Origin of the sequence: Pseudorhodoplanes sinuspersici, from assembly GCF_002119765.1 — a bacterium.
Lineage (GTDB): Bacteria > Pseudomonadota > Alphaproteobacteria > Rhizobiales > Xanthobacteraceae > Pseudorhodoplanes > Pseudorhodoplanes sinuspersici.
In genome coordinates this window covers 5,878,889-5,891,668 of the sequence record NZ_CP021112.1, presented here as the reverse complement: position 1 = coordinate 5,891,668, position 12,780 = coordinate 5,878,889, and the positions used below count along the sequence as shown (strand labels likewise).

Sequence of the window (12,780 nt, the reverse complement as noted above, 5' to 3'; positions counted from 1 at the left end):
CGCCTTTTCGCGACGGTTGGGTCAATAGTGACTTCACAACTGGATCGAGGAAAAGCAGAATAGACCATAGGTCCGAACAGTGGACCAGAAACCGGAACCATCGAATCTGGCCTTTGGAGCAGCCTATGGCTGGAACACAGACACCGCAGACCGTTCATGCGCTCGAACGGGGGCTTTCACTGCTTGCAGCCATCAACAAATTTTCGCCGGCGAGCCTTTCAATGCTGGTCGACGCCACGGATCTTCCGAAAGCGACAATTGTTCGTCTGCTTCATACGCTCAGAGCGGCGGGTTATGTCGAGCGTGCGGAGAACAAGGGCTATCGGTTACTGCCCCGGGTCCGAGATCTGTTCAGTTCGGTCGACCGTGAGAGCGCACCCACGCAGATCATTCGCCGTATGCTCAACGACTTTGCGACCATCGTGAAATGGCCGGCGGAATTGATGGTCCGGGAAGGCGCAACTATGGTCATTGAGGTGTCAAACCGCGACAGCGCGCCGATCAATTTGCGGCGATTCGAACATGTGCGATTTCCGCTTCTGCACTCCGCTTCGGGTATCGCACTCCTCGCATGGTCGAAACCGCGGCAGCGCGAGGACATCATCCGCTCCGCCCTGTTGCAGGAAAAGTCGTCGGAGCGAGCCGATGTTGCGAAAACCACTCGGCGCAAGATTTCCGAAGCGCTCGCGCGTGGCTACGGTGTTCAAGACTATAACACACCGATCGAGGGAACGAGGGCGATTTCGGTGCCCGTGTTCTCGGGCGACACGGCGGTTGCCGCGATGGTGCTGATTTTCCTTCGTGATGCGCTGCCGCAAAGCCAGGTCGACAATGTTCTGGTGCCGAAGTTGCGAGAGGTGTCGGGCAAGATCGGCCTGCAATATTCCGGGGCGCAGCAATAAGTCGGTCCCCAAACGATGCATTGCCATCATGAATGCGAGCGCGCCTTGTTTTGTTCGCGGAGAATTATGGTCGCAGGGTGGGTGGGGCAACCAAGGGCCGCGGAACGCAACTGCGGCAGAGCCAAGCATCCGAAAGACGCGAACGCTCGCTACCCTCAGGAAATCCGCATCCGAGTGTCCCACATCTTCTGATTAGCTGTAGTTGCTCATTTTGTGGCGGTAACAGCAATACGCGCAAATATTGCGTCCAGATCGCGGCGCAGGGCGTTCTTGTTGTAATCGGCTGTGTCGCGGCGTTGATGTTAGCTGCACGGTTTCTCGGCTGGCGTCATCCTGATCCAGCGGCGACAGGGTGAGGCTGCTCATTGTGTGAAGCGAATACTGCTCAATGTCGATTTGTGACACTGGCTGTTGTGGAAACGTGGGACGCGGTGGTCAGAGCGCTGGTATTCTGACCAGACGTTTCCGCTTTATTCGCCAGCACTGCGTTCCGCTGACGCAATTGTATTGACGAGAAGCATCGTCACCGTCATCGGACCCACTCCGCCGGGCACCGGCGTGATGTAAGATGCTTTTTGGCGAACGCCTTCGAAATCAACGTCTCCGACCAGCTTGCCATCGGACAAACGGTTGATGCCGACGTCGATAACTACCGCCCCGGTTTTCACCATCTGCGGCAGGATCAGGTTCGGCTTTCCCGCCGCCACGACCAGGATATCCGCCAGGATCGTGAATTGTGCGAGATCACGTGTTTTGGCGTGACAGATGCAAACGGTCGCATCGCGCTGCATCAGCATGAGCGCCATGGGCTTGCCGACAATATTGCTGGCGCCGACAACGACCACGTTCTTGCCCTCGACCGAGATGCCTTCGTATTCGAGCATTTTCACGACGCCATAAGGCGTGCAGGGAGGGAAGACGGTGTCGCCGACCACGAGCCCGCCCACATTGTAGAGGTGAAAGCCATCGACGTCCTTGTTGGCGGAAATCGCCCGAAGCACCTGGCTGGTGGCGAACTGCGGCGGCAGCGGCAGCTGCACGAGAATGCCGTGGATAGTCGGATCAGCATTCAGTTCTTCGATGGTCGACAACACTGTGTCAGGCGCGACGTCCGTTGCGAAATCGTATCGGACGGAATGGATGCCGACGTCTGCGCAAGCACGAATCTTGTTGCGCACATAGACCGCGGAGGCGGCATTGTCTCCCACAAGAATCACCGCCAGTCCCGGCTGCACCCCGCGGGTGGCGAGTGCCGCTACCCGCTCTTTGCACTCCGTGCGAATGGCCGTAGCGACAGCGATGCCATCGATGATCTTTGCGGTCCGGGCAAGCATGGTAGGGTGTGATCCGTCTAAATCCGCTGTGGTGCTGCGTTTTCCAGAACAACCATGCCGGCTCCCGTCATCGAGGCCGGCGCGTGATAATGCTTGTGAACAAGCCTAACGCGCGAGTTCATCGCCGCTCGCATCACCAGCCATATCATCAGCTCCGCGCCTTCCGATCCGAACTGCTCCAGGCAATCATGCAGGCTTATGCCACACGATACGGTCCGAGATCAGACCGGGAATCAGAACAAGTGTCGTCATCTATCCGTCGCCACGTGGGCGGTGCGTACCCGGTATTTGGTGCAGAGCTCAGGCTGGCGTGAATACATTCCAGCTTCGATTCTAGGTGGAAAGTCCTAAAACACGGTTGATTGCATGCTTGATGTATGCACGATCTGGTTTGGTGTCAACTATGTGGCTGTCCCCTGGCGTGTTCGGTGCCACTTTGGAGATACGGATTTTCCGGTCAATCGGCCATTTGCGGGTGGGCGAGTGCTTGCCGGATGGTGCGTTCTTCCCGCTATGTATACAATGCGCATAACTGGCATCTGTCGCGCGATCGGATGGAAAGCCTGCCCGGTGCCTTTGATCGCGCCTTCAGGGAGGCAGAGCGACATGGAACAGATTTCCCACAAGACACATACGATGCGGGCAATCATCGAGCTGCGGCAGCGGATATTCAGCGGCGCGCTCCCCGGCGGGACTCGACTGTTCGAGGTGCCGTTGGCGGAAGATCTCGGCATTTCACGGACGCCCGTGCGGGAGGCGATGTCGCGTCTGGCGGAGGAGGGGTTGCTCGACCGCGCGCGGGGCGGTGGATTTATCGTGCGCAGCTTCCGCTTTGCCGATGTGATCGATGCGATCGAGCTGCGTGGTGTACTGGAGGGGACGGCTGCGCGGCTGGCCGCCGAACGCGGTGTGGAGCCGCTCAATCTGGCGCGAATTCGGCAGACCCTGGAAGCGATTGATCGCTGCTTTGGCGCGGCCGGCGATATCGATCTCGATGCATATTCTGAGCTGAACGCCCAGTTTCACGACGAACTGGCGGCGCTCGCCGGCAGTGAGTTGGTAAGGCGGGAGGTCGAGCGTGTGAAGCGGCTGCCATTTGCTTCGCCGTCCGCCTTCCTGCCGGACAGAGCCTATATCGCAACCTTCCGCCGCACTCTGCCCTCCCAGCATGAGCAGCATTGGGCAATCCTTGCAGCTATCGAGGCCAGGGAAGGGATGCGAGCCGAGGCCCTTGCGCGCGAACATGCGCGCGCCGCGCGGGCCAATCTCGAACATGTCATTGCCGAACATCGCGGTCTCATTGACCGGCTGCCAGGAATGGCGCTCGTCGTCGGCTGAGCGGCTCGCCCTCTGTAGTCATCGTTCCCGAAGCTGACGGGCAGCGCTCGTCGGCACGCTTGTGCTCTTGCTGTTGACATTGCTTCTGTCAACATGATGTATACACGAAATCTCGGTGGGAGGAGCAATCATGACAAAAAAATCCAGTCTACAGGCCATAATTGACGAGCGCGGAACCATTGTTCCGGTGTTGCGTAATTCCAAAATTGGAATTTATGTATACCCAGTAGTCGCAACGGAGTTCACGAACTGGCGTGACGAGCAGCGCGCCTGGCGCGATTCCGCAGTCCTGTTTGACCAGTCGCATCACATGGACGAGCTCGTGGTCGAGGGCCCCGATGCGGCAAAATTCCTGCAAGGGCTCGCAATCAACAGCTTCGCCAATTTCGGCACCAGCCGTGCCAAGCATTATGTGCCGGTTTCGCCCGACGGCTTTGTCATCGGCGACATGATCATCTTCCGCGAGGACGAGAGCAAATTCGTCCTCGTTGGCCGCGCGCCGACCGCGAACTGGCTGCGTTATAATGCCTCGCTCGGCAAACATGACGTGAAGCTGACCCACGATCCGCGTTCGCCCTCGCGGCCGGACGGCAAGAAAGTGGATCGCATCCATTACCGCTTCCAGATCCAGGGGCCGGACGCGCCGAAGATCTTCGAGAAGCTGCATGGCGGACCGGTGCCGGACATCAAGTTCTTCCATGTGGACTGGATCAACATTGCCGGGCGCAAGGTGCGTGCATTGCGCCACGGTATGGCCGGCGCGCCGGGGCTGGAAATCTGGGGCCCCTACGCAGAGAAGGACGAGATCCGTGACGCCATCCTCAAGGCGGCCGCGGCGGCCGGGTCGGATTTGTATCAGGTCGGCTCGCGTGCCTACTCAACCAACACGCTGGAATCGGGCTGGATTCCGTCGCCGCTGCCTGCGATCTATTCCGGCGACGCGCTGAAGGGGTATCGCGAGTGGCTCACCGCTGACAGTTATGAGGCGACCGGCTCGATCGGCGGCAGCTTCGTCTCTGACGATATCCGTGACTATTACACCACGCCCTACGAGCTCGGGTACGGCATCTACATCAAGTTCGACCACGATTTCGTCGGCCGCAACGCGCTGGAGAAGATGAAGGACAAGCCCCACCGCAAGAAGGTAACCTTCGAGTGGCACGCTGATGACTTGATGAATGTCATTGCTTCTTCCTTCCGGCCCGGGGAGATGGCCGCCAAGTGGATCGATTTCCCGCAGCCTAACTATGCGTCCTCCAGCTTTGACAAAGTTATGCGCGGCGACAAAGTCGTGGGCCTCTCCATGTTCAACGGCTACAGCTACAACGAGCGCTGCATGCTCTCGCTTGGCATCGTCGATCCGGACGTGAAGGAGGGGGACATCCTGACGCTCGTCTGGGGCGAGCCGGACGGTGGCACCCAGAAGACGTCCACCGAACGGCACAAGCAGGCCGAGATCCGCGTACGCGTTTCGCCGACGCCTTATGCCCGCGAAGCGCGCGAGAACTACGCAGAAAGCTGGCGCACGAAGAAGGAATCCTGACGTTAAAGGAAGGAATCCTGACGGTGAAAGCGGGAATCTAACGATTATTGTCGAAAGACCCTCTTCCTTTGCACAGACAAAGATGCGCGGCGGCATTCTCGCTGCCGCGCACATCGCTCAAAAAGCGGCCTGATCCAAATGGCGCTTTAAAGTGTCGGCGGGCACGACCTTCCGGCCCTGAGCTCGCCAATGAGCGCCGTCGCCAAGCCGACGTTGGCGCGATGTTGCGCACTCCCGACCTACGAAATCGTCCTGCAAAACCGATCGCAGGCAATGGGCAGCCGGCGCTTCAGATAGGTGGGCGAGTGCCTTTATGTATACCAAACCACCATTCTGTATCCAGATTTGATCCGCATGGATGCTTCATCTTGGGGCGGAGATGGGCAAAATCCCAAAAAAAATCCTACTTTTGATCTCGATACAGGAATAGGCTTTCTTTGGCGTCCGGTTAAATGTATACATGTGCTATACAGAAAGAGGTTTGGAGGAGCCCCCGTGGCGTTCGCGGATATTTTGAGACGGCAGGCCGATACCAGCGGAGGCGGCGGTAGCGGCCTCGGGAAAATCCTGAGCGGTTATTCGATCGAGGTCATGCCGCGGACCGCCGCCAAGGTGGAGCGCTTTGCCGATCTCCTGCCGCGCGGCACGCGTGTCTACATCGCCCATATCGAGGGCACGCCGATCGCCGACATGGTGACCACGGCTCGGCGCCTGCGCGATGAAGGTTATGCGGCCATGCCGCATGTCCCCGCCAGGATCATCAAAGACACCGCCACGCTGGAAGACTGGGTGCGGCAATATCGGGACGAGGCCGGTGTAGAAGAGGCGCTGCTTCTCGCTGGCGGACCGCGGGAGCCGCATGGAGACTTGCACAGTGCGATGCAGCTCTTGGAGACGGGGCTCTTCGACAAATACGGTTTCCGCCGCCTGCATGTGGCCGGGCATCCGGAAGGCAATCGCGACATCGATCCTGATGGCTCGTCGCGTCAGGCGGATGAGGCGCTGCTCTGGAAGCAATCCTTTTCAGAACGCACCGATGCCGACATGGCCATCGTGACGCAATTCTTCTTTGACGCAAAGCCGGTCATCCGCTGGTCGGAACGCTTGCATGCGCTTGGAATCACGCTGCCAATTCATGTCGGCGTAGCCGGCCCGACCAAATTGCAGACGCTGATCAAATTCGCGATCGCCTGCGGCGTGGGACCCTCGCTGAAGGTGCTACAGAAGCGTGCCATGGACCTCACCAAGCTGATGACGCCCTATGAGCCATTCGATGTGCTCGGCGAGCTTGCGGCGTATCGCGAGGCGCATCCAAACAGCATGATCGAGCAGGTCCATATTTTCCCGCTGGGCGGGATCACGGCGAGTGCCAAATGGGCCAACACACAGAGCAATGCTGTCGCGGAGGCAGGTGTCGCGTAAGCTGGCTTTAGAGTGTGTCCGCAACGAAAACTGCTGGCCTGCCGTCAGATGAGTCTTGTCGTGCAGCGATGCTGCTACGTACCGCGGTAGAGGCTAGAGCATTTTCGAGCGAAGTGGCTACCGGTTCGCGCGAAGAAAATGCGTCAAAACATAAGCTAGAGCCCGGCTTTGATTCCATCAAAGCCGGGCTCTAGGATCGCCCATCACAAAGCGATCCGCGATGATCCTATCGCAGCCCCAGCGCGCGCACAGCCAATGCCGCTGCCGATGTCCGGTTCTCGACCCCGAGCTTGGCATAGATTTGTTCAAGGTGCTTGTTCACCGTCCGCGGGCTGAGCGTCAGAATGTCGGCGATGTCACGGTTGGATTTGCCTCTGGCAATCCACAGCAGGACCTCGCTTTCGCGATGCGTCAGCATCAGCTTGTTACGAAGCACTGTCTGATCGCTGGTACCGTTTCCTTCCACCAGCCTGAACAGGATCTCATCGGGGCCGATCTGGCCAATGTAGGACAACTCGAGAGAGCCGGCCGTTTGATCGTGCTGAAGTTTGATCGTATCGGTCGATGACGGCGCTCCGCCGCTCGTGCGTTGTCGCAACCATTCCTGAATATCCTGCGGAAATATGAATGTCTCCGAATCAAAACCTCTGAAGGCCGCGTTCAGGAGCTTCACCGCTTGCGGCGTGCACCAGAGCACATGACCGGTGCGATTGATTGCGAGAAGGAAGCGACCGAAAGCATCGAGAGCCGTTCTCGCACTATGTGTCATTCTGGCATTGGCCAGATGAACGCGGATGCGGGCCAACAACTCGTCCGGAATGATGGGCTTGGTCACATAGTCAACCCCACCGGCTTCGAGCCCTTTCACGATATCATCCGTATCGCTGAGGCCAGTCATGAAAATGACAGGGACATGTGTGAGCGTTTTGTTGCGCTTGAGTTCGCGGCATGTTTCGAAGCCATCTCGGCCTGGCATAATGGCATCCATCAGAACAATGTCAGGCGTGACCCGTTCAATCATGGAAAGCGCCTGATCGCCGTCGCGCGCAATCAGAACGGTCATCTCGGCCTGTTCGAGCGCGTCCGTCAGCATCCTCAATGTGTCTGGCGAATCGTCGACAACAAGCACGATATCGCGCGGCTCCCGTTTAGACATGCGTGCTGCGAAGCGCCTCCAGCATTGTCGCCAATCGTTTCGGGTCAAAGCTGTCCGCAATCGCCCTCATTTGGACGACAAAAGCCTGATGAGCCGGCGAGTTGCTTTCGATCTCGGTAAGTTTCTCCTGGATGCCACGGATATGACCGATCTGTGCAAGATGCATCAGGTCGTCGATGTCCCGAATTGCCAGGGCAGGGGTCAGGGGCTGTACTGGGGGGATTCGGGGTCGTGGCGGGCCACTCTCTGAATCATAAGTCCATTCGATATCGAGTAGCGTGTGAATTTTCTCGAGCAATTGCCGCAGGTCGAAAGGTTTCATCAGATAATCGTCATGCAATCTGTTGGGGCCAACGTCATGCGCTTTATCGATCGCATTGGCGGACAGCATGATGATCGCAGCTCGTTCTCCGGCCGATTGACGGAGGCGTCTGGCGACCTCCCAGCCGTCCATCTCCGGCATAAAGATGTCGAGAAGAATGAGGTTTGGCTTGTGTTTGTTGGCAAGGGTCATGCAATCCTTGCCACTTGCGGCCGTGATCACGATGAAATCCAGCGGAGCCAGCAATTCGCGAACGAGGTCGCGTTGTGTGCTGTTGTCATCCACCACAAGAACGGTCTGCCTTGCGCCGATGTAACCGCGGACGGCGTTTTCCTTTGTCGGCGCCGTGCGGGGACGGGCGACTTCGGACAGGAATAATTTGACGCGAAACGTGGTGCCCCTGTTGATCTCGCTCTGCACCGTAATTTGTCCGCCCATGGTCTCGGTCAGGAGCTTTGTAATTGTCAGTCCAAGGCCCGTCCCGATAATCCCTCGCGCGCGCACCGTCTCAGTGCGTGCGAACGGCTGGAAGATGCGGTCGATATCCTTGGCGCCGATGCCGATACCCGTATCTTCAATCTCGAACTCGGCAACCTGTGAACGGTAGCTAGCGCGAAACGTGACCTGACCGGCCTCCGTGAACTTGATCGCGTTCGACAGCAGATTGATCAGAATCTGGCGTAACCGGTTTTCGTCAGTAAAAACCGCGACCGGCAACCGCCCGGACGCTGCGAAATGGAATTCTATTCCCTTAGCAATCGCCTGCAGGCGGAACATGTCGACCAGTTGATCGATGAATTCGGGCAGGCGCACCTCGTTGCGATTGAGTTGAAAGCGTCCTGCCTCGATCTTGGAAATGTCCAGCAATCCATCGATCAGTCCTGAAAGATGCTCGGCGCTGCGACGCACGACCCTGATGCCGTCGAGCCGCCGTGTCGGCATGTCCGGATCGCGCTCGAGGATCTGTGCGTAGCCGAGAATAGCATTCAGCGGCGTGCGTAACTCGTGGCTCAAGCCGACCACATATCGGCTTTTGGCTTTGCTGGCGGCTTCGGCAATTTCCTTCGCCTTTTGCAGTTTGGCGTCGGTGCGTTTATGCGCTTCGATTTCCCGCATCAGAAGGTCTGTCTGGCGGCGGGATTCTTCTTCCGCCACCCTGCGACTTTCATGGGCCAGAACAAACAGCCATGCGGCGATGCCGCCGATGATCGTGAGGATGAAGAAAATCGTCCACAGCGTCGATCTCAGGACGCTCTTGTTGACGATGGAATCGAAGGAAACCTGAAAATAGACGAACAGAAGAACGGTCGCGATCACGCCGGCAAACAATGACAAAACGCCGAGGAAATGCGCCACGTCGGAACCCAGTGGCCGCGTTATCCAACTGGGTAAGGCTTTTCCGACAACGCCAACGATTTGCCTGGAAATCCGCGCGTCCGGCTTGCAGCAGTCGCGGCAGCGGGTCTCAAGCGAACAGCATAGCGAGCAGATGGCGCCCGAATACGCCGGGCATTGCGCCATATCCTCCGGCTCGAAGTGATGTTCGCAAATCGAGCAGGGGATGGTCGGGCTTTGTCCCCAGTTCTGCCAGGGATTGCGCGCGATGTAATATTTTCCCTTGGTGACAAAGGCGATGACGGGTGCTGCCACAAAAGCGACGGCCAGCGTGAGAAATGCCGGCAGCGCTTGTAGCGTCGTGCCAAACAGCCCGGAAAAGGCGGCTATCCCAGCAAGGGTCGCGAGCACCATCGAACCGACACCGACCGGATTGATGTCGTAGAGATGAGCGCGTTTGAATTCGATTCCGGGAGGGCTCAGTCCCAGTGGCTTGTTGATTACAAGATCGGCCACCAGCGCGCCGACCCATGCCACGGCGAGAATCGAATAGAGACCGAGAATGTGCTCCAGCGCCTTGAAGATGCCGAGCTCCATCAGCATCAGCGCGATCGTGACATTGAAAACGAGCCAGACGACACGGCCGGGATGGCTGTGGGTCAGGCGAGAGAAGAAATTGGACCAGGCGATCGATCCTGCATAGGCATTGGTGACGTTGATCTTGATCTGGGAAATGATCACGAATGCGCCCGTAAAAGCGAGGGCGAGTGCTGGCGACGAGAAGACATATTGGAACGCGACCAGATACATCTGCGTCGGTTCGGCGGCCTTGTCCGGCGGCACAAGGTGCTGGACCGCCAGGAAAGCCAGGAAAGATCCTGCCAGCATTTTCAGCATGCCGGGAATGATCCAGCCTGGCCCGGCGGACAGACAGGCGCCCCACCAACCCAATCGCCGGCTTTTGTCGCGCGGTGGCAGAAACCGAAGAAAGTCGACCTGTTCGCCAATTTGCGCGATCAGCGAAAAAACAACCGTCGTTGCCGCGCCGAACAGGATAATGTTGAACGTCCGGCCGTCCGTTTCGGAAACGCCGCCATATCGCGTCCATGCATCGAAGGATGCAACATCGGCAACGGCAATGAATGCGAATGGCAGCAGATGCAGCGCGATCCAGAACGGTTGCGTCCAGAGCTGAAACCGGCTGATAAGCGTAATGCCGTGGGTGACAAGCGGAATGACCGCGAGCGAGCTGATCACATAGCCGATAAAAAGCGGTATTCCGAAACACATCTCCAGCGCGAGCGACATAATGGCCGCTTCCAGCGCAAAGAAGATGAACGTGAAAGACGCATAGATAAGGGATGTGATCGTCGAGCCGAAATAGCCAAAACCGGCACCGCGCGTCAGCAGATCGATATCGACCCCATAAGTTGAGGCGTAATAGGTGATCGGCAAGCCGGTGAGGAAGATGATCGCGCCGACCACCAGGATGGCCAATGTGGCATTGGTAAAGCCGTAATTGACGGTAATGGCGCCGCCGATGGCCTCCAGCGCCAAAAATGAAATCGCGCCGATTGCTGTATTGGCGACGCGAAAGTTCGACCATTTCCGCGCGCTTTTGGCGGTGAAACGCAGCGCGTAGTCCTCGAGCGTCTGATTGGCGACCCACTTGTTGTAGTTGCGCCGGACACGGACAATTCTTTGTTGCGCTGTCATGGCCGATCGCTTGTTCGTTTGCGCGCAAATGCCCGCAAGCTCGGCTTGCCGTTTCCGCTCTTGCCGGTCGCTGCGCTGCTCGATTGTCCCGCGACGTCAAAATCTAGCCGGTTGTCGGCGCACTGGATTGACAAAAATCCGAGCAGCGTGCGCCGCAAAAAAATGCATGTCCCCATTGTTTGGTGCGCTCGTCCCGCTGCGACCTAGAGCCTTGGTCCACATTCAGTTTGTTACGTCATTCGGCGTAGGCGAATACGTCAATTGACGTATGCTGCATTGCAATATTCAGGCCCAGCATGACCGCCGAAAGAGTGGCTCACGCGCTCTTGGGATCGAACAACGTGGATGGGGGCGTCGCATGTCTTGGGATAAACGATCTTGGGAAAAGCAGTCTTGGGGAAAACAGCCTTTCGATTTGGAAGCTCTGTCGCGGCGGCAATTGCTCATGGGCACGGCGGCGGTATCGGCGGCCGCGCTGCTGCCGTCGGCCGCACTGGCTCAGCAATTTCCGACAGCAAAGGTGAACACCACGGGCCTGGCGGTCACCGATACGGAGGTCACAGTCGGAATTCTGCATTCTGTGACCGGCACAATGGCGATCTCGGAAACCGGCTCGGTCCAGGCCGAAAAACTCGCCATTGAGCAGATCAATGCGTCGGGTGGCGTGCTGGGCCGCAAGATCAAGTTTATCCAGGAAGACGGTGCGAGCGACTGGCCGACCTTCGCGGAAAAGGCCAAGAAGCTTCTCGTCAACGACAAGGTCGCGTCGGTGATGGGGTGCTGGACCTCGGCCTCCCGTAAGGCTGTGCTGCCCGTGTTCGAGCAATATAACGGCATGCTTTATTACCCGACCTTCTATGAAGGCCTCGAGCAGTCCAAGAACGTCATCTATACCGGTCAGGAAGCAACCCAGCAGATTATCGCCGGCCTCGACTGGGTGGCGAAGGAGAAGGGCGCCAAGACCTTCTATCTGCTCGGCTCCGACTACATCTGGCCGCGCACGTCGAACAAGATCGCCCGCAAGCATATCGAAAACTTCCTCAAGACCAAGGTGGTCGGCGAAGAATACTTCCCCCTCGGCCACACCCAGTTCAACTCCGTCATCAACAAGATCAAGCTGACCAAGCCCGATGTGATCTACGCGATCATCGTCGGCGGCTCGAACGTGGCTTTCTACAAGCAGCTCAAGGCAGCCGGCGTCGATCTCAACAAGCAGACGCTGCTCACCATTTCGGTCACCGAAGATGAGATCGACGGCATCGGCGGTGAGAACATCGCCGGCGCCTATGCCTGCATGAAATACTTCCAGTCACTCGACAATCCGAACAACAAGCAATTCGTTGGCGCCTTCAAGAAGATGTGGGGCGAGAAGACGGTGATCGGCGACGTCACCCAGGCCGCCTATCTCGGACCATGGTTGTGGAAATTGACCGTCGAAAAAGCAGGCTCGTTCGATATCGACAAGATTGCCGCCGCCTCGCCCGGTGTCGAATTCAAGGAGGCGCCGGAGGGCTACGTCAAGGTCCATGAGAATCATCATCTCTGGTCGAAGACGCGCGTCGGCCGTGCGAAAACCAATGGCCAATATGATCTGATTTTTGAGACCGCGGACTTGGTCGAGCCCGATCCATTCCCGAAGGGCTACCAATAGGCGTCGCGAACGTCCCGGCGCGAGGTCTGCCGGGACGCCTGTCTTCTTTATTGTTTCTGCA

At 58.0% G+C, this 12,780-nt stretch carries 8 protein-coding genes; 5 read left to right on the top strand and 3 right to left on the bottom strand.

The genetic code is table 11. The features are described from left to right. Positions 1 to 125: 125 nt before the first annotated feature. Positions 126 to 902, top strand: a complete 777-nt coding sequence (locus CAK95_RS28555; RefSeq protein WP_086091041.1) for an IclR family transcriptional regulator — start codon at positions 126 to 128, stop codon at positions 900 to 902. 470 nt (positions 903 to 1,372) lie between these two features. On the opposite strand, the gene folD is transcribed toward CAK95_RS28555, so the two are convergent. After that, on the bottom strand, positions 1,373 to 2,236 hold the full coding sequence (folD, locus tag CAK95_RS28550; RefSeq protein WP_086091040.1) for a bifunctional methylenetetrahydrofolate dehydrogenase/methenyltetrahydrofolate cyclohydrolase FolD: 864 nt from the start codon (positions 2,234 to 2,236) through the stop codon (positions 1,373 to 1,375). 606 nt (positions 2,237 to 2,842) lie between these two features. On the opposite strand from folD, the gene CAK95_RS28540 reads away from it, so the two are divergent. The 3 genes from CAK95_RS28540 (at position 2,843) to CAK95_RS28530 (ending at position 6,539) form a co-directional block, all read left to right on the top strand. Next, positions 2,843 to 3,574, top strand: a complete 732-nt coding sequence (locus CAK95_RS28540; protein ID WP_086091039.1) for a GntR family transcriptional regulator — start codon at positions 2,843 to 2,845, stop codon at positions 3,572 to 3,574. Positions 3,575 to 3,704: 130 nt separating this feature from the next. Beyond that, positions 3,705 to 5,117, top strand: coding sequence for a vanillate/3-O-methylgallate O-demethylase (gene ligM, locus CAK95_RS28535; RefSeq protein ID WP_086091038.1), 1,413 nt, complete (start codon positions 3,705 to 3,707; stop codon positions 5,115 to 5,117). A gap of 495 nt (positions 5,118 to 5,612) precedes the next feature. Next, positions 5,613 to 6,539 carry a methylenetetrahydrofolate reductase gene (locus CAK95_RS28530; protein ID WP_245303558.1) on the top strand — a complete coding sequence of 309 codons (927 nt, stop codon included), beginning with the start codon at positions 5,613 to 5,615 and terminating at the stop codon, positions 6,537 to 6,539. A gap of 226 nt (positions 6,540 to 6,765) precedes the next feature. Here CAK95_RS28530 and CAK95_RS28525 read toward each other — a convergent pair whose 3' ends face one another. Continuing rightward, a complete protein-coding gene (locus CAK95_RS28525) occupies positions 6,766 to 7,695 on the bottom strand; it encodes a response regulator transcription factor (protein ID WP_086091037.1) in 930 nt (309 codons plus the stop codon). Beyond that, a complete protein-coding gene (locus CAK95_RS28520; protein ID WP_086091036.1) occupies positions 7,688 to 11,068 on the bottom strand; it encodes a hybrid sensor histidine kinase/response regulator in 3,381 nt (1,126 codons plus the stop codon). The genes CAK95_RS28525 and CAK95_RS28520 overlap by 8 nt, the downstream gene beginning before the upstream one ends. A gap of 445 nt (positions 11,069 to 11,513) precedes the next feature. Here CAK95_RS28520 and urtA point away from each other — a divergent pair, with 445 nt between their 5' ends. After that, positions 11,514 to 12,719, top strand: coding sequence for an urea ABC transporter substrate-binding protein (urtA, locus tag CAK95_RS28515; protein WP_086091721.1), 1,206 nt, complete (start codon positions 11,514 to 11,516; stop codon positions 12,717 to 12,719). The last annotated feature ends 61 nt before the right edge of the window (positions 12,720 to 12,780 follow it).

Excerpts from the sequence above, each read along its gene's own strand:
- CAK95_RS28555 (WP_086091041.1), top strand. The coding sequence starts at position 126 with ATGGCTGGAACACAGACACCGCAGACCGTTCATGCGCTCGAACGGGGG.
- folD (WP_086091040.1), bottom strand. The coding sequence starts at position 2,236 with ATGCTTGCCCGGACCGCAAAGATCATCGATGGCATCGCTGTCGCTACG.
- CAK95_RS28540 (WP_086091039.1), top strand. The coding sequence starts at position 2,843 with ATGGAACAGATTTCCCACAAGACACATACGATGCGGGCAATCATCGAG.
- ligM (WP_086091038.1), top strand. The coding sequence starts at position 3,705 with ATGACAAAAAAATCCAGTCTACAGGCCATAATTGACGAGCGCGGAACC.
- CAK95_RS28525 (WP_086091037.1), bottom strand. The coding sequence starts at position 7,695 with ATGTCTAAACGGGAGCCGCGCGATATCGTGCTTGTTGTCGACGATTCG.
- CAK95_RS28520 (WP_086091036.1), bottom strand. The coding sequence starts at position 11,068 with ATGACAGCGCAACAAAGAATTGTCCGTGTCCGGCGCAACTACAACAAG.
- urtA (WP_086091721.1), top strand. The coding sequence starts at position 11,514 with ATGGGCACGGCGGCGGTATCGGCGGCCGCGCTGCTGCCGTCGGCCGCA.